The sequence below is a fragment of the Marinitoga lauensis genome, assembly GCF_004135675.1.
Classification (GTDB): domain Bacteria; phylum Thermotogota; class Thermotogae; order Petrotogales; family Petrotogaceae; genus Marinitoga; species Marinitoga lauensis.
Genome location: NZ_QHLX01000005.1, coordinates 276451 through 293747, shown reverse-complemented (window position 1 = coordinate 293747; position 17297 = coordinate 276451). Strand labels below are relative to the sequence as shown.

Annotated in this window: 17 protein-coding genes and 3 pseudogenes; 5 read left to right on the top strand and 15 right to left on the bottom strand. The window is 27.9% G+C overall.

Annotated features, from left to right (window positions below; all coding sequences use genetic code 11):
• The first annotated feature begins 2 nt into the window (after positions 1 to 2).
• From tsaE to DJ007_RS20390, 5 genes and pseudogenes are all read left to right on the top strand, one after another.
• The gene (tsaE, locus tag DJ007_RS10610; RefSeq protein WP_240739506.1) at positions 3 to 383 is read left to right on the top strand and encodes a tRNA (adenosine(37)-N6)-threonylcarbamoyltransferase complex ATPase subunit type 1 TsaE; all 381 of its coding nucleotides are present in this window, start codon (positions 3 to 5) and stop codon (positions 381 to 383) included.
• Positions 383 to 1462, top strand: a complete 1080-nt coding sequence (gene ychF / locus DJ007_RS10605) for a redox-regulated ATPase YchF (RefSeq protein WP_129409519.1) — start codon at positions 383 to 385, stop codon at positions 1460 to 1462. Before tsaE ends, ychF begins: the two co-directional genes overlap by 1 nt.
• A gap of 10 nt (positions 1463 to 1472) precedes the next feature.
• Positions 1473 to 2507: a tRNA preQ1(34) S-adenosylmethionine ribosyltransferase-isomerase QueA gene (queA, locus tag DJ007_RS10600; protein WP_129409518.1), complete on the top strand. Its 1035-nt coding sequence runs from the start codon at positions 1473 to 1475 to the stop codon at positions 2505 to 2507.
• Between the two features lie 69 nt (positions 2508 to 2576).
• Positions 2577 to 2872, top strand: a pseudogene (locus DJ007_RS20395) (EamA family transporter); the annotation flags it as partial.
• Between the two features lie 102 nt (positions 2873 to 2974).
• Entirely contained in the window at positions 2975 to 3400 is a 426-nt protein-coding gene (locus DJ007_RS20390) for a DMT family transporter (protein ID WP_368359758.1), read from the top strand.
• 165 nt (positions 3401 to 3565) lie between these two features.
• Here the strand turns inward: DJ007_RS20390 and DJ007_RS10590 are convergent, their stop codons facing one another.
• The 15 genes and pseudogenes from DJ007_RS10590 to DJ007_RS10515 form a co-directional block, all read right to left on the bottom strand.
• Complete coding sequence (locus DJ007_RS10590; RefSeq protein WP_129409517.1) at positions 3566 to 4738, bottom strand: UvrD-helicase domain-containing protein; 1173 nt, start codon at positions 4736 to 4738, stop codon at positions 3566 to 3568.
• 84 nt (positions 4739 to 4822) lie between these two features.
• Complete coding sequence (locus DJ007_RS20385; RefSeq protein ID WP_129409542.1) at positions 4823 to 5008, bottom strand: DEAD/DEAH box helicase family protein; 186 nt, start codon at positions 5006 to 5008, stop codon at positions 4823 to 4825.
• Positions 5004 to 5282 (bottom strand): double zinc ribbon domain-containing protein, encoded by a 279-nt coding sequence (locus DJ007_RS10580; RefSeq protein WP_165974121.1) that lies wholly within the window; start codon positions 5280 to 5282, stop codon positions 5004 to 5006. Before DJ007_RS10580 ends, DJ007_RS20385 begins: the two co-directional genes overlap by 5 nt.
• 13 nt (positions 5283 to 5295) lie before the next feature.
• Positions 5296 to 6492: an L-cysteine desulfidase family protein gene (locus tag DJ007_RS10575; protein ID WP_129409515.1), complete on the bottom strand. Its 1197-nt coding sequence runs from the start codon at positions 6490 to 6492 to the stop codon at positions 5296 to 5298.
• 31 nt (positions 6493 to 6523) lie between these two features.
• Positions 6524 to 7213, bottom strand: coding sequence for a DMT family transporter (locus DJ007_RS10570; RefSeq protein WP_206076318.1), 690 nt, complete (start codon positions 7211 to 7213; stop codon positions 6524 to 6526).
• Positions 7214 to 7496: 283 nt separating this feature from the next.
• Positions 7497 to 8615 (bottom strand): NADP-dependent isocitrate dehydrogenase, encoded by a 1119-nt coding sequence (locus tag DJ007_RS10565; RefSeq protein WP_129409514.1) that lies wholly within the window; start codon positions 8613 to 8615, stop codon positions 7497 to 7499.
• Between the two features lie 16 nt (positions 8616 to 8631).
• Entirely contained in the window at positions 8632 to 9681 is a 1050-nt protein-coding gene (proB, locus tag DJ007_RS10560) for a glutamate 5-kinase (protein WP_129409513.1), read from the bottom strand.
• A gap of 1 nt (position 9682) precedes the next feature.
• Complete coding sequence (locus tag DJ007_RS10555) at positions 9683 to 10927, bottom strand: glutamate-5-semialdehyde dehydrogenase (RefSeq protein WP_129409512.1); 1245 nt, start codon at positions 10925 to 10927, stop codon at positions 9683 to 9685.
• Between the two features lie 13 nt (positions 10928 to 10940).
• Positions 10941 to 11719: pseudogene (gene proC, locus DJ007_RS10545) on the bottom strand (pyrroline-5-carboxylate reductase).
• 4 nt (positions 11720 to 11723) lie between these two features.
• Entirely contained in the window at positions 11724 to 12221 is a 498-nt protein-coding gene (locus DJ007_RS10540) for a 3-isopropylmalate dehydratase small subunit (protein ID WP_165974124.1), read from the bottom strand.
• A pseudogene (locus DJ007_RS20380) lies at positions 12221 to 13469 on the bottom strand (3-isopropylmalate dehydratase large subunit). Before DJ007_RS20380 ends, DJ007_RS10540 begins: the two are co-directional and overlap by 1 nt.
• Position 13470: 1 nt before the next feature.
• Positions 13471 to 14589, bottom strand: coding sequence for a citrate/2-methylcitrate synthase (locus tag DJ007_RS10530; protein WP_129409509.1), 1119 nt, complete (start codon positions 14587 to 14589; stop codon positions 13471 to 13473).
• A gap of 296 nt (positions 14590 to 14885) precedes the next feature.
• A complete protein-coding gene (locus DJ007_RS10525) occupies positions 14886 to 15656 on the bottom strand; it encodes a transporter substrate-binding domain-containing protein (RefSeq protein WP_129409508.1) in 771 nt (256 codons plus the stop codon).
• A 207-nt stretch (positions 15657 to 15863) separates the two neighbouring features.
• Positions 15864 to 16559, bottom strand: a complete 696-nt coding sequence (locus DJ007_RS10520; RefSeq protein ID WP_129409507.1) for an amino acid ABC transporter ATP-binding protein — start codon at positions 16557 to 16559, stop codon at positions 15864 to 15866.
• Positions 16556 to 17296 (bottom strand): amino acid ABC transporter permease, encoded by a 741-nt coding sequence (locus tag DJ007_RS10515; RefSeq protein WP_240739503.1) that lies wholly within the window; start codon positions 17294 to 17296, stop codon positions 16556 to 16558. The genes DJ007_RS10520 and DJ007_RS10515 overlap by 4 nt, the downstream gene beginning before the upstream one ends.
• Position 17297: the final 1 nt, after the last annotated feature.

Genomic DNA, 17297 nt, shown 5'->3' with positions numbered 1-17297 from the left:
GAATGATTATATTGTTATATGGCGATTTAGGAACAGGAAAAACTACATTTACAAAAGGTTTTATTAAAAGTTTAATTAAAGATTCCGAGCTCACTGTTACTTCACCAACTTTTGCTTTAGTAAGAGTGTATGATAACAATAACAATAAAATATATCATGCAGATTTATACAGATTATCCGATCCTGAAGAAATTCCTTATGTTGGATTATTTGAGGATTCGGAAGGAATATATTTAATTGAATGGCCAGAAAGATTAGAATATTATCTACCTGAAGAGCGTTTAGAAATTTATTTATATTATAATAAAGAAAATATTACTATTAGAGATATAGAAATTATAGGTGTTGGAGAAAAATACAAGAAATTAGAGGAGGAATTATAATGAAAATAGGTATTTTAGGATTACCTTTAACAGGGAAAACAACTATTTTCTCTTTATTAACCAATAAACCATATGACGGTGCTTATAAACAAGAAGCAGAAGAAAGAGTTGCAAATGTTATGGATGAAAGATTGGAAAAATTAACTGAAATGTATAATCCCAAGAAAACTGTTCATGCTACTTTAAATTTTATTGATATTCCGAGTTACAATCCATCTGCTGATAGAAAAGAAAAAAACAGAATATTGCAAATGATTCAAACTGTTGATGCTATTATTTTAGTTATACGAGCTTTTAAAAATGATGCTGTACCTTATCCCGAAGGAGCTAATTACCCTACAGACCAGCTTGATACATTAAAAACAGAAATGATTATAAGAGATTTAGAAGTTGTTGAAAATAGGTTAACAAGGCTTATTGAACAAAATAAAAAGAAAAAACCTACCAAAGAAGAGGAAAGACAGGTTAAAATTTTGGAAGAAATAAAACCTATTCTCGAAGATGGAAAATTTGCTTCTAAAATTGAGTTAAGTGAAGAAGATAAAAAATTAATTAGTTCTTTAGCTTTATTCACTTTAAAACCCATTATTGTTGTTGTTAATGTTGACGAAGATCAATTAATGAATGGTGAATATCCTGAAAAAGATGAATTGGTTAATTCCTGTAAAGAAGAAAATTTTGCATATATTGAAATTTGTGGAAGAACCGAAGCTGATTTAATCGAATTATCGCCAGACGAAAAGGAAGAATTTATGAAAGAATTAGGAATTGATAGACCCGGTATTGATAGACTATCGAAAATTGTTTACGATCATTTAGGATTAATTACTTTCTTTACAGTCGGTGAAGATGAAGTGAGAGCCTGGACTATTAATAAAGGAACAACAATGAAAAAGGCTGCCGGTAAAATTCATACTGATTTAGAAAAAGGGTTTGTTAAAGCAGAAGTTATGCATTATGAAGATCTAATTAGATTAGGCTCTGAAGAAGAAGTTAAAAAAGCAGGATTATGGAGATTAGCAGGAAAAGAAGAAATTGTTAAAGATGGAGATATTTTAACCATAAGAGCAAATGCTTAAGGAGGATTGTATGAGAAAACCATTATATACTGTAGATGATTTTGACTATGATTTGCCAGAAGAATATATTGCCCAAAAACCAGTTGAACCAAGAGACTCTTCAAAATTAATGGTTTTAAATAAAAAAAATAAGAGTATAGAACATAAGATTTTTAGAGATATTATTGACTATTTAAATCCTGGTGATTTATTAGTTATCAATAATACTAAAGTAATTCCAGCAAGATTATATGGAAAAAAACTTACAGGCGCTAATGTTGAGGTATTATTGTTGGAAAAAACACATGAAGAAAATACATGGAAAGCTCTTGTTAAACCCGGATCTAAATTAAAAACAGGTGCTGAAATAAAATTTTCTGAACATCTTTATGCCAAAATCATTCAACACAATTCCGATGGTTCGAGAATAATTCATTTCACTTCTGATAATGATGTATGGGAAGAGATAGAAAAAATTGGAAAGATGCCATTACCTCCATATATAAAAAACTATGATGGTCCTCAGGAACGTTATCAAACTGCATATGCAAAGGTTCAAGGTGCAGTTGCTGCACCAACTGCCGGTCTTCATTTTACTAAAGAACTATTAGAAAAAATCAAAAACAAAGGAATAAAGTTTGCAGAAGTTACTTTACATGTAGGTCTTGGAACATTTAGACCAGTAAAAGTTAATAAAATAGAAGATCACGAAATGCATGAAGAATATTATGAAGTTCCTAAAGAAACCGTAAAAAAAATAAAAGAATACAAAAACAATAAAGGTAGAATAATTAGTGTTGGTACAACTGTTGTTAGAACATTAGAAACAATAGCTAATTTATCTAATCAGGATGCATATATGGGATCCACTGATATTTTTATATATCCACCTTATGATTTTAAGTTAATAGATGCTTTAATCACTAATTTTCATTTACCAAAATCAACTTTACTAATGCTTGTTGCAGCTTTTGGCGGATATGATTTTATAATGGAAGCTTATAAAACTGCAGTTAAAGAAAAATATCGTTTTTTCTCTTTTGGAGATTCTATGTTTATCTATTAAATAAATCGGGGTGATTTATTTGTCAAACAAAACATTAGGCATAATTTATATGCTTCTAACTGTAATTTTTTGGGGATTTCATTTGTTGCCACAAAAATTATAGTTCAAAATGTTCCTCCAATTACTGCAGCTTTTTTAAGATTTTTTTTAGCAACTGCTGTGCTTTTAATATTCATTAGAAAAGAAATTAAATATACCAAAAAAGAAATAATATATGTAATGCTTTCTGGTTTTTTGGTGTTACTGCTTATTTTTTATTTGAAAATACTGCTTTACAATATACTACGCCTTCAAATGGTTCATTAATTATTTCTGCAACACCTGTAATGTATTTATTTTTTTCTGATATAGTTAGAAAATCTTTTTCACATAAATTAAGATATTTTGGAACATTATTAGCCTTTTTAGGTGTAACAATTATTATTTTAAATGGAAGATTTGTTTTAAAGTTAAATCCAATTGGTGATATGCTAATGTTTGGTGCTTCATTTTCATGGATATTTTATACAATTTTTATCGAAAAATTACATAATCATGATAATTTAATAATCACTAAAGATTTAAATTTTTATGGAATGTTATTTTTCTTACCTTTTGTATTTTTTGAATTAAAAGGAAATGGAGCATGTCCATTGTTTCAATTATGGCTCCAACCTAAAGTTATTATAGCTTTTATTTTTTTAAGCGTTTTTTGTACAGCTTTAGGATATATCTGGTGGAATAAAGCTATTAGATTAGCAGGAGCAAAAACTACAACAAATGGTATTTTTTTAATTCCTATAGTTACAGTAATTTCCGAAGCTATTTTATTGAAAAATTATCCTAATATTTTTACTATTCTAGGTGTAATTTTAGTATTATTAGGCAATTATATAGCTGAAATAAAAGAATAAAAGAGAACATAAGCTTTTCTTTACAAATATAGCAAATGTTAAATATTTGTGTAAATTGACATAAACAAACAGCTTGAGGTTAACCCTCAAGCTGTTTGTTTATATCAATATTAAATATTTCTCTATTTGAATATAGTTTCAAATCTTTCTTTGCTCTCGTTATAGCTACATAAAAAGATTAATTTCATCAATAATATATTGGTGTTCGAAATGTTCCATAATTCCATTGATTAAATTTTCTAAATGCATTCTATAATTTTTTTGAAATTCTTTAATCGTTTTATATTTTTCTTTTTTTAACAACTCAGGTATATTCTGAAAATCATGACAAATAATAACTTTATCCCATTCCAAACCTTTACTGGTATGAGCTGTAGTTAAAAAAATTTTACCCGTATTTTTTAAATATTTTTCTTCTGCGCTTTTTAAAAGTTCAAAAATTTTTTCTTTATAATCCTCAGCAACATTTATGGCAGAAATTAATTCATAATCTTCAAATTCTTCTGCATAATCTTTTAAACTATCAAGAGATTTAAAATTCAACATCCATTTTTCACTTATGTAATCTTTATATTTATCGTTTTCAAGGTATTTAATAAAATAATATATATTAATTGGAAGATGAAAAATTTCCTTTGGTGATCTGACTAATTTTATTTCATAATCATTAAATTTCTCTATTAATTTTATGAGGGTAGCATTCGTTCTGGTAATATAACATATATTTTCTATAATTTTATTATTATCTTCTTTAAAAGATATTATTTCTTTTTCTTCAGATTTAAAATTTTTTAAAATAAAATTAGCTTTATTTGCTATATAATCTGAGAATCTAAATGTTTTTGTTAAATATAAAATCTCTGCATCTATTTCATTTCTAATTTTATATAAAGCATTGATGGACCCTCTAAAAGAATAAATTTGCTGATGAGGGTCTCCCACAATTATTTTTTTCCCTCTCAATTTTTTAAATATATCAAGTACCACTTCGTTTGTATCTTGAGCTTCATCTAAAAGAACATAATCAAATTTAATATAATTAATATATTTTTCTATATTCATTTGAAAATATTTTAGATAAACATTATGTGTCATATCAAGTTTTTTATCCATGTATAATTTCCAAAGTCTAATTATTTTATCTTTTATATAATTCTTTTGTTCTCTAATAAACTTTAATTTATGATTTGAATTCAATATTGCTTCTATTGTTTCATCTGAAATACTTGTATAATTTCCATTGCAAAAATCATTAAATGTTGTTCTAACCAAATCAGCAATGAATATATCTATGTTTAATATTTTAGATATTTCTGAAGTTTTTAATTCTTTTCCCAACTTTTGAAGTTTAAGTCTTGTTTTACAAATTTATAAGCTAATCCGTGTGTTGTTAAAACCTTTATATTATTTAATTTTGCTTTTTTATTTTTCTTCTATTTCTATTTTGACTGATTTATTAAATGCCAGAAATAGAAAACTTTTATTTTTTAATGCATAGGCTATACTTAAAAGTGTTGTTGATTTTCCTGAACCAGCAAAAGCATTTATTATTAAATTATTTTTTTTCGCTCTTTTTATTATTTCAATTTGCTCATTTGTTAATCTAATATAATTTTTTTATTTGAAGAATGTGTTTTTCCAAACTTAGTATTTGTAATTTCTTCAACATATATTTTATAAAAATCTGTTTTTTATTTTTTCTTTTCTTTTTATTTCCAAAGTCCCATCCACAATTCCAACATTTTTTCACATCATCTTTCATAATTTCATCGCATCTTGGACATTTTTTTGTTAGAAAAAAACTATCACAATTTGGGCATATTTTTTCATCGTTTTCTACTATTTCACCACAATTTGGACATATCTTTATTCCAATACTCAAAATTTCACCTCTATTAACATTTGCCAATAAATTCTAAAACATCTTCATCAAATTTCTTTATAGATAATGTTAATTTACCAATTCTTTTTATTGTTTCTTCAACATCTTCAGCTGCAATACCATTTCCACATGGAATATTTGCATTATTCAAAGCTAATTCTGCGCTTTGTAATGCAACAAATGTTCCTGTCCCTGCTTTTAATGCACAGCCTTTTTTAGCTCCATCACATGTTAAACCAAAAAGTGTGGATAAAACGTTATTTATTGCATTTTTTATTTGTTTTACATTGCCACCTTTTAAATATACAATTCCAGCAGAAACCCCTGCAGAAGCTATTGAACCTGCTCCACATATTGGCGTTAAAACTCCTGTGTAAGACTTTATATAAATTGTAATTAACATGCTTAACAAAATAGCTTTTTTTACTTTATCCATATTATATTTTTTACCTATTTTCACTATTGGCAATGTGCATGATAACCCCTGATTTCCACTTCCGGCAACAGTCATAACAGGAAGTAATTCTCCACTCATTCTTGCATCAACAGCTGCCTGAACTATATTTACAGGTTCAAAATCCAGAATATTACCGAAGTTCCCTGGTGTTTTTAATCCCTTTTCCGCTATTTCTGTATTTATCCTTATAGCTTTTTCAACTAATTCTATAACCTCTTTTTCTGGATTTTCTATATATTCTATTAAATTATCAATACTATACTTTTTTATACTTTCCAATAACGTTCCACTTTTTTCAAAAGGTTTATCAACAATAGGATCACCGTTTTCTTCAATATGAACAATATTATCATGCGTCCCTTCAATTATCACATTAATTTTATTTTTTCCTTTTAATATGCAATTCACCTTTAATCCCGTATATTTTTTATCAACATCTACCTTTATTTTTCCTAAAATTTTATGAGATTTATCTATACATTCTTGATCTACATATTTCAAAACCTCTAATCCTAGTTTGGCTTCACCACACGTAAAAGATAATGCTGCAGCGATTTCAAGCCCTATGAATGGTGTTCCAGGAATATTAACCTCTAATCCATTTTTATATGTATTTTTATCAAGAATTACTTTTATACTTTCGAGATCACCCTTTAAATATTTTTTCCCTATCGCAACTGCAAGAGCAACTGCAATTGGTTCAGTACATCCATAAGCTGGTTTTACCTGATCAAAAATAATGTCTTTCAACATTTTCATTCCCCCTATATATTTTATATAATAATTATGTTATTGTTTGTGATTCAACATTTGATATATCTATGATAGGTGCAAGTCCCACCATAATAAATCCCATTATCTTTAAAACATTAAAAGGTTCATGAAAAAAGATTGCAGATAATATAGAAGCAAAAACCAGTTCTAAAGGCATTAGTAAAGATAATGTATGAGATTGTAATCTTTTTAACGCAATAAAATTTAAGGTTAAAGGAATAAATGTTGCCAAAACAGCAAGTATAAATCCTGTTAGTAGAAATTCATTGTTCAAAGAATATATTTCATTATTTCTCATAACAAAAGCAAAATAATATATAAAAGCCCCTGTAAATGTATAAAATGCATTTTCAAATGGATTTGACTTTTCTTTTTTTATATTCTCACTAACGGAAACTATAAACAACGCATTTACAAATGAACTAAATAATATTATTGATGTACCAAATAATATACTTTGATTTTGAACAAGTTCTTTTTCTCCAAGATTTGCTATAACAACACCTACAAATGAAATAGCAACCGCAGAAGCGTTTACTATATTCAGTTTTCTTTTTGTAGTTTTTGTCTGTAATATAGAAACAAAAATTGGGTTTGTAAAATAAATTACAGTGGCATATGCTGGATTTAAATATTGTAATCCTATAAAAAAAGCATAAGCAGCTATTCCATAGTTTACAATACCAAGTATCGAAAACAATATAAATTTTTTAAATGAAATTTATATCCTGCAAAAACAAAAATCATACCCGATATTATAAAAGAAAAAAGAAATCTCAAAAACAATATTTGAGATACTGTTGCTCCTATATTAAACGAATATTTTCCCAATACTGATGTTACAGAAGAAGAAAATGCAGATAAAACTGCCAATAAATAATGCAATTTAATCACTCCAAAAAATTTTTATATTCAGTTTATTATATAATTTTTTTGTTATCTTTTCAATACATAACTATATAAAAAAGGGTGGAATCCCACCCTTAAATATTAATAAAATTCAAAATTATTTTCTCAGCAAATTCTTCAGCGGATAATGATTTCTGTTTTTTATTTGCTAAATCTTGAGTTAAATATCCCTCTTGTATAGTTTTTTCTAATGCTTTTTGTATTAATTCCGCCACCGTTCTGTATCCCATATATTCAAATAACAAAACTCCTGATAATATTAAAGACGTAGGATTGGCCATTTTTGGTTCTTTTATTCCTGGTGCCGTTCCATGCGTAGGCTCAAATAAGGCTATTTCATCACCAATATTCGCACCTGGGACAATACCTATTCCTCCAACTTGAGCCGCTGCTGCATCAGATAAATAATCACCATTTAAATTCGGAGTAACCAATATATCAAAATTAGCTGGATTTAATAACAATTGTTGAAACATATTATCCGCAATAATATCATTCACTTTAATATTATATTTTTCTAAATCATATTCTTTAGCAACTTCATAACACCAATTTCTAAAATTTCCTTCTGTATATTTCATAATATTACCTTTGTGAACTATAGTGATTTTTTTTCTCTTATTCTCAATTGCATATTCTATAGCTTTCTTCATTAATCTTTTTGTTTTAAATTCACTAATTGGTTTTATTCCTATTGATGACTTTTTTAAATTAACTCCAAATTTTTCATTAAGTATTTTTATTAATTCATTTGACTCTTTTGAATTTTCTTCCCACTCAATTCCAGCATATACATCCTCTGTATTTTCCCTAAATATTACAATATTAACATCTTCCGGACTTTTAACAGGGGCATTAATACCTTTCATATATTTTACGGGTCTTATGCATGCATATAAATCAAGTTTTTGCCTCATCGCTACATTTAAACTCCTATATCCACTTCCAACTGGTGTTTCTAAAGGACCTTTTATTCCAATTTTATATTTTTTTAAGAGTTCTAATGTTTCTTCGGGTAATAATTTTCCATATTCTTTTAATGCTTTTTTCCCTGCAAGTATCTCTTTCCATTTTATCTTTTTGTCTTCATTATAAATATGCCTAAAAGCAGCATCCCATACCTTCATTGCTGGTTTCATTATATACGGCCCAATTCCATCGCCTTCTATATACAATATTGTTTTTTCTTCCATAAATTCACCACCCTGATTATAATAATACAATATTATCTGCATGAATAAATTCTTCATAATCGTAGTCTTCTATTTTTAATATATCTTCACTTTTTTTCCCTATAATTTCTTTACTTTCTAAATAAGAATAATTAGAAATCCCTTTTCCTATTAAATTATTTTTAAAATATATATTCACCGCATCTCCCTTTAAAAATTTGCCTTCTATTTTTTCTATACCTACAGGTAATAAACTCTTTCTTTGTAATATTGCATCTTTAGCTCCTTTATTTACGTATATTCTTCCTTTGCTATGGGATAAGTATGCTATCCATGCTTTTTTATTTTTCATTCTTTTATCTGGCAAAAATATGGTTCCAGGATTCTCTCCATTTATAAACTTCTCAATGTTATTTAAATTTTTTCCATTACAAATACATGTTTTTACACCAGAATTTGCTGCTAATTTTCCCGCCTCGATCTTTGAATTGATCCCACCAGTTCCTAAAGAGCTCTTTTTTATTTTTAATATTTCTTCTTTTTCGGTATATTTTTTTATTATATTTCCATTTTTGTCGTATACTCCATCAACTGAAGTCAAAATTATTAATCCATCTGCTCCCCATCCAATTGCAAAATATGCGGACAGCATATCATTATCTCCAAATTTTATTTCTTCTACGGAAATAGTATCGTTTTCGTTTATTATTGGTATTATATTTAATTGGTTCAATCCTATTAATGTATTTTTTAAATTTAAAAATCTGTATCTATTAGAAAAATCATCTCTTGTTAATAATATCTGAGCTATTTTTTTATTATAAAAATCAAATGCCTGTTCATATATTTTCATTAACTGAACCTGTCCAACAGCACACAAAGCCTGTTTTTGAGCTAAACTTTTTATAGGATTTAAATTTAAATATTTCAATCCTGCAGCATTTGCTCCAGAAGATACTATAACTACTCTTTTATTTGATTCTATTAATTTTGATATTATTAAACTTAATTTAATTATAAAGGCTTTATTTATTTCTTTTTCCTTTACAAGAAGATTACTTCCTATTTTTATAACTATTTTTTCCATTTTAATCCCTCACGTTATAGTTTCCAAATATTAGATATTTATATGTAGTTAATTCTTTTAAACCAACAGGTCCTCTGGCATGCATTTTTTGAGTGCTTATACCCATTTCTGCTCCCATACCAAATTCTCCGCCATCTGTAAACCTTGTCGAAGCATTTATATAGACTGCAGCAGAGTCAATTTCATTTACAAATCGCATAGCATTAAAATAATTTTCTGTTAGTATAGATTCAGAATGACCTGTAGAGTATTTTTTTATATGATTTATGGCCTCATCAAGGTTCTCCACAACTTTTATTGATAGTATTAAATCAAGATATTCAGTAGCCCAATCTTCTTCAGTAGCTTTATTAACGTTTATAATATCTAATGTTTTTTCACAGCCTCTTATTTCAACATTTTTTTCTTCCAACCGAGTCTTTAATTCTGGTAATATTTTTTTAGCGATATCTTTATGAATTAATACTGTTTCAACTGTATTACATGTACCAGGTCTTTGTGTTTTAGCATTATCAATTATATTAATAGACTTTTTAATATCTGCAGATTCATCTACAAATATATGACATATACCAACACCTGTTTCTAAAACAGGAACAGTGGAATTTTTTACAACAAAATCAATTAATCCTTTTCCACCTCTTGGGATGATTAAATCAATATAATCATTTAGTTTAAGCATTTCATTAACTAATTCACGGTTTGCATCCTCAATTATTTCAATAGAAGTTTCAGGAATATTTGAATTTTTCAATCCTTCTTTTATAGCTTTTACTATAGCTTTATTTGAATTAATTGCATCAGAACCACCTCTTAATAATACGGTATTTCCTGATTTTAAGGCTAATATTGTAGCTTCTAATGTAACATTAGGCCTTGATTCATATATTATTCCAATTACACCAATAGGAACTCTCATTTTACTTATTCTCAATCCATCATCTCTTAAAAACGAATCAAAAATTTCGCCAACAGGGTCTTTAAGATTAACAATGGTTTTGCATGCTTCAATCATACCTTTTATCCTTTTTTCATTCAAAGCTAACCTATCAATTAGAGATTTTTTTATACCCTTCTTTTCTGCTATTTCAACGTCTTTTTTGTTTTCTGTTAGTATATAATCTTTATTTTTTTCTATAGATTTTGCTATTTCCATAATAGCAGTATTTTTTTCTTTAGATGATATGGTTTTCAAGACATCCGAAGCAATTCTTAATTTTTTTGCTTTTTTATGTAATTCAGACATTTTATCACCCTTTCTATAATTTTTTACTTTTCAAATATGATTCATAAATTGATTTCATAATAGCACCTTTAACCCCTTTTTGTTCTAATTCATATAATCCTTTTATTGTGACTCCCCTGGCGAAGATACACGATATTTTAGTTCAGAAAGGTCTATTTCTTCCTTCTCTAAAAATTTTATGGATCCCTCAAAAGTTTTTAAAACAATATCTTTAGCAGTTTCAGCATGTAATCCGATATTTATAGCGCCCTCAATAAAGCTTTCTAAAATAAAGGCAACAAATGCAGGACCACTACTATTTAAAATAGTAAAAGCATCAAATTTTTCTTCATCTAATTCTAAAATTTTCCCAAGAGGTTTCATCAAATCTATAACTGATTTCTTGAAATTTTTTTCAATAGTTTTGTTAAAAGATATTGCAGTAACTCCTTTCCCAATTTTTGAAATCACTGTAGGCATTATTCGAATAACATTATTTTTATGTGTTTTTTCTATGATTTCTTTTAATTCTTTTCCTGCAGCAGTGCTTATTAAATAATTTTCTTTTTCTTCAAGTTCTGATAATTCTTCAAAAACTTCATCAATATGCTGTGGCTTTACTGCGATAAATATATATTTTGAATTTTCATATACATCTTTTATTGATTTACATATTTTAATACTTTCTATTTTTTCATATTTTTTTAATTTTGATCTGGTTCTATTTATTATATTGAAAGTATAATTTTCATTATATAATGTTTCTAAAAGCATACTTCCTATATTTCCTACTCCTATAATTCCAATTTCCATATTTTCACACTCCATATCCATTATGCTTTTTTACAAATTCATCTATACCACCAATTTTTATAATGTCATTTATAAATTTCGGAAAAGGAATGAATGTATATTTTTTATTTTTAGTAATATTTTTAATAATTCCCTTTTCTGTATTTACTTCCAAAACATCACCTTCATCGATTTCATCAACTTCTTTTAATTCTATTACAGGTAACCCTATATTAATAGAATTTCTATAAAAAATTCGAGCAAATGACTTTGCTATTATACAGGAAATTCCAGCAACTTTTATTATTCGTGGCGCATGTTCTCTTGACGAACCAAGTCCAAAATTATTCCCTCCAACTATAATATCTCCGTTTTTTACCTTTTTTGCAAAATCTTCTCTGGCATCTTCTAAAACATGTTTTGCTAATTCCGGAAGATTGGAACGCAAATGAAAGTATCTGCCAGGAGCTATATGATCTGTTGAAATATTGTCACCAAATTTCCATACATTTCCCTTTAATATCATTTTAATACCTCCCTTGGATCCGTAATATAGCCAGTTAAAGCACTTGCTGCAGCAACAGCTGGTGAAGATAAATAAATTTCAGAATTAGGATTACCAGCTCGACCATGAAAATTTCTATTTTGAGTTGATAGTACTCTTTCTCCATCAGCAGGTACTCCAGCATGAACTCCTACACATGGGCCACATCCTGGTGGCAAAATTGTAGCTCCAGATTCAATAAATATATTTATTAATCCTTCTTTTAAAGCTTCTAAATAAACTTTTTTTGAAGCAGGAGCAATTATTAATCTTATATCATCAGCCTTTTTTTTGCCTTTTAATATTTTTGCGACAATTCTTAGGTCTTCTATTCTCCCATTTGTACATGTTCCGATATAAATCTGATCAATTTTTGTTCCAACAGCATCTTTTATATTTCTGTTATTATCAACTGTGTGGGGAATGCAACCTGAGGTTCTATTTTTGAAAGATCAATTTCAATTATTTTTTCATATTTTGCATCTTCATCTGCTTTTATTTCCTTATAGTCCTTTTCTCTCCCTGGGATTTTAAGTATTCTCTGGTAATTTCATCAGTAGGAAATAATCCAACTTTAGCTCCAGCTTCCACAGCCATATTTGATATTGTTAAACGCGATTCCATAGAAAGTTTATTTACACCATCTCCACTGAATTCTAATGCTTTATATGTTGCACCATCTGCGCCAATCAAACCTATAAGATATAAAATAATGTCTTTTGCATAAACACCAAAAGATAATTCTCCTTTTAATATTATTTTAAAAGTTTCTGGAACTTTTAACCATACTTTTCCTAATCCATATGCAAGTGCAATATCTGTTGAACCCATTCCAGTGGCAAAGGCGCCTAAAGCTCCTGCTGTACAGGAATGAGAATCTGCACCTACTATAACATCTCCAGGTTTTGCATATTTTTCAGCAACAATTTGATGCGAAATTCCCTCTCCAATATCATAAATTTCTGCAGAAGTTTTTTTACAAAAATTTCTAAGTTTTTTTTGAGTATTGGATAATTCCTTTCGAGGACTTGGCGAAGCATGGTCTATAAAAACTAAGGATTTTTGTTTTACATCGTTAAATTTTAAATAATTGAATTGATCTACTGTCAAAGGACCAGTTCCATCCTGTACAAAAGCTAAATCGATATCAGATACTATAATTTCTCCTGGAATTACATCTTTTTTAGCATGAGCGCTTAAAATTTTTTCTGCTATTGTCTTTCCCATTTTATTCAGCTCCTTTCACATCTTTATATTTTAAATTTTTCGGGCCATTATAAATAGCTTTAGGTCTGAATATTCTATTATTTTTACAATATTCCATTGCATGGGCAGTCCAACCCACAATTCTAGCCATAGCAAAAATCGGTGTAAAAAAATCTTTTGGAATACCGAAATAGTTATACAAAATACCAGAATAAAAATCTACGTTCGGATAAATTTTTTTCTCTTTGAATTTATTTAATACAATTTCTTCAACTTTCAAAGCAATTTCAAAATATTTAATTTTTTTATTTATAAAAATATCCTTTATCCAATTTTTTAAGATTTTTGCTCTTGGATCATATGTTTTATATATTCTATGACCAAATCCCATAATTTTCTCTTTTCTATTTATTAGATCATTTATATAAAATTCAACATTTTCTAAATTACCAATTTCTTCAAGCATATCCAAAACTTTTTCATTCGCACCACCATGCAAAGGTCCTTTTAAAGTACCAATAGCCGTGGTAATAATAGAATATATGTCCGATAGAGTTGATGCTGTAACAGTTGAAGCAAAAGTTGATGCATTCATCCCTTGTTCTGCATGTAAAATCAATGCTTTGTCAAATAAAGATGAATGCTCAGGAACACTTCCAAACATCATATATAAAAAGTTTTCTGAGTGTTTTAAAGATTCTCTTGGATGAATTAAGGGCAAATTGTTTTTTATTCTATACCAATATGCAATTATAGTTGGTATTTTAGCTGTTAAATTAATTGCATTTTCAAAAGTTGATTTATCTTTCTTTTCAAACATTCCTAATAACGAAACAACACTTCTTAAAACTTCCATCGGATGTGAAGTTTTAGGAAAAGAATTCATCATTTTTACAATTTCCTCTGGTAACTCTCTTTTTTTTGCCAACATTGTAGTTATGAAATCGAGTTCGTTTTCGTTTGGGAGAGATCCAAACCATATCAAATAAGAAGTTTCTTCAAAGGTTGAATTTTCGATTAAATCCTCTATTTTAAATCCTCTATATACCAATTCACCCTTTTCACCATCCACATAAGAAATTGAACTAATCGCTACAGCTACACCTTCTAATCCATGCTTAACATCAAATTCAATATCCATCGTTTCACCTCCTCAAAAATAAAAAAGGCCACACTTTTTAAGTGTGGCCTTTGATTACCTTAAGATAAAGTATAACTATATACCGAACTTAAGGTGCTATAAGGCCACACCTTGGGTTCGGGTTGATTATTTAATGTATTTGTGAAATTAATATATAAATTGTTTAATTTTACCATACCAATGTCCTCCTATCATAGGAATCATAGAAGTATTTTTAAGAAATTCTAACACATAAATTATAATTTGTCAAGAGTTTTTTTACAATAATCTGTTTGTTACTTTGTTGTAATTTTATATTACCATTTATAATCAATCATCCATTTTTGTTTCAATTGTTCAAATGTTCCATCTGTCTTTAAATATTCAATAACTGTATTTAACCATAAAAGTAAGTCAATATCTTCTTTTTTTACTGCTATTCCAAGATTTTCTTTTGTTAAAAGAGAACTATCCATTTTTATTAAAGGATATTTTTTTACAAGATTACCATAGTATAAATCATCAAAAATCATAGCATCCGCTTTTTTAGTAATTAATTGATAAGCTGCAGCATCAACTGTTTCAAAAGTTAAAATTTTAGCTTTTGGGAAAAATTTTCTTGCTGCTATTTCACCTGTTGATCCTAACTGAACTGCTATTTTTACTTTTTCTCCCATTTCACTAACTTTTTTTATGCTTAATCCATCAGGATATTTTTTTGAATTATACATTAATGCTTGACCGGTTTGATAATAAGGTATAGTAAAATTCACTTTTAAAGCTCTTTCAGGTGTTATAGTCATAGCTGCTAATATAATATCAAATTTATTTGTCATTAATGCAGGTATAATACCATCCCAATTAGTAATAACAAATTTAACTTTCACGCCTAACAATTCAGCTAAAATTTTAGCGAATTCAATATCGTGTCCTATTCTTTTACCGTTTTCATTAATACCGTAAAAAGGGGCGTAGGCAGGGTCTTGTCCAATTAATAAAACACCACGTTTTTGAATTTCCTCAATTTTACCACCAAAAATTACAACGGAAAAAATAACAATACTTAATACAACCAATAACTTTTTCATAATATCTACCTCCTAAATAAAATTTATTTTGTAATAAAAAAAGACCACACCAGATTATGGTGCGGCCTCTGAGTTCCCTCGAGCATGAGAACTCAAGGTGTTAGCATGAGGCCACACCTTAAATGATGATGATTTAATATTAAATTAGAAATATTAATGTTTAAACTAAATTTTGTCATAGCTATCACTCCATATTAAATTTTATTATTAAGCAATTTCATATTTTAATTCTGTTTTAAAGAAAGTATCAGGATCCATATTTTCCAAAATCTTTCCATTTTTCATAAATATAATTCTATCTCCAGCTTTTTTAGCAAAATCAACCTCATGAGTAACTACTAACATCGTTTTTCCCATTTTTGATAATTCCACCATAGTTTCTTTTACTTCATATACTAAACTTGGATCAAGAGCTGATGTAGGTTCATCAAATAATATTATTTCTGGATCCATAGCCAATGCTCTTGCTATACCTGCTCTTTGCTGTTGCCCACCAGATAATTGCGAAGGGAAATTGTATGCCTTATCTTGTAAATGGACTTTCTCTAAAACATCAAGAGCAATTTTATAAGCTTCTTCTTTTTTTATTTTTTTAGTTCTAATTAATCCTAAAGATATGTTATCAATTATTTTCAAATGTGGAAAAAGATTATGTTGTTGGAAAACAAATCCTATTTTTTGAACCAATGTTTTTCTAGTATAGTCAAGTATATTTTTTTCTTCTAAAATAATAAGCCCTTTTTGATAGTTTTCTAACCCAGCAATACATCGTAACAAAGTTGATTTTCCAGATCCGGAAGGTCCCATTATTACCAATACTTCACCTTTTGTTACACTTAGATTTACACCTTTTAAGACTTCTAAATTCCCAAAACTTTTTTCTAAATTCTTTATTTCGATCATACTATTGCAAACCTCCTTTCAAAGAATTTACCTAATAATTGCAACAACGCAGTTATTGTAAAATAGAAAACAGCTACCGTTATATATGATTCAAATGAGGCAAAAGAAGAAGTAGCTATTTGTCTTCCTACCATTGTTAATTCTTGTAAAGCAATAACGGATGCAAGAGAGCTGTCCTTAACCAAACTAATGAATTGACCCGTTAATGCAGGTAAAGTTGTTCTAAAAGCTTGAGGCAATAATATATCAATATATAAATAAAACGTACTTAGTCCTATTGTTTTCGCTGCATCAACCTGTCCTTTTGGTACAGCTTCTATACCACCTCTAATAATCTCAGAAACATATGCTCCTTCGAACAAAGACAACGATATTATCGCACCAACCATTGCACTAATTTCTATCATTGATCCTATACCATAATATACTATTAATATAATTACTAATAATGGAATATTCCTAAAAATAGTTGTATATGTGTTAGCCAATTCTTTTAGAATCTGGTATTTGGAGGTTTTCATGACTCCAAATACCATTCCAATAACTAAAGCAAAAAAAATTGAAAAAACAGATATTTTCAAGGTCATATAAAAACCTTCTAAATATAAATTCATATATTTAAAAGGGACTTTCTGCCAATTAAATGGATAAGTTTTTGACATTTCAAAATAAAAGATAAATAGTATGAGTATTAATAAAGCATAAGCTATGAATTTTTGTAGATAATTTTTATTCAAT

What these genes read in the sequence shown, in the direction of transcription:
- DJ007_RS10525 (WP_129409508.1), bottom strand. Translation starts at nt 15,656, where the DNA reads ATGAAAAAGTTATTGGTTGTATTAAGTATTGTTATTTTTTCCGTTGTA.
- DJ007_RS10520 (WP_129409507.1), bottom strand. Translation starts at nt 16,559, where the DNA reads ATGATCGAAATAAAGAATTTAGAAAAAAGTTTTGGGAATTTAGAAGTC.
- proB (WP_129409513.1), bottom strand. Translation starts at nt 9,681, where the DNA reads ATGGAAAAAATAGTTATAAAAATAGGAAGTAATCTTCTTGTAAAGGAA.
- ychF (WP_129409519.1), top strand. Translation starts at nt 383, where the DNA reads ATGAAAATAGGTATTTTAGGATTACCTTTAACAGGGAAAACAACTATT.
- DJ007_RS20390 (WP_368359758.1), top strand. Translation starts at nt 2,975, where the DNA reads ATGCTAATGTTTGGTGCTTCATTTTCATGGATATTTTATACAATTTTT.
- DJ007_RS10565 (WP_129409514.1), bottom strand. Translation starts at nt 8,615, where the DNA reads ATGGAAGAAAAAACAATATTGTATATAGAAGGCGATGGAATTGGGCCG.
- queA (WP_129409518.1), top strand. Translation starts at nt 1,473, where the DNA reads ATGAGAAAACCATTATATACTGTAGATGATTTTGACTATGATTTGCCA.
- tsaE (WP_240739506.1), top strand. Translation starts at nt 3, where the DNA reads ATGATTATATTGTTATATGGCGATTTAGGAACAGGAAAAACTACATTT.
- DJ007_RS10555 (WP_129409512.1), bottom strand. Translation starts at nt 10,927, where the DNA reads ATGTCTGAATTACATAAAAAAGCAAAAAAATTAAGAATTGCTTCGGAT.
- DJ007_RS10530 (WP_129409509.1), bottom strand. Translation starts at nt 14,589, where the DNA reads ATGGATATTGAATTTGATGTTAAGCATGGATTAGAAGGTGTAGCTGTA.
- DJ007_RS10575 (WP_129409515.1), bottom strand. Translation starts at nt 6,492, where the DNA reads ATGTTGAAAGACATTATTTTTGATCAGGTAAAACCAGCTTATGGATGT.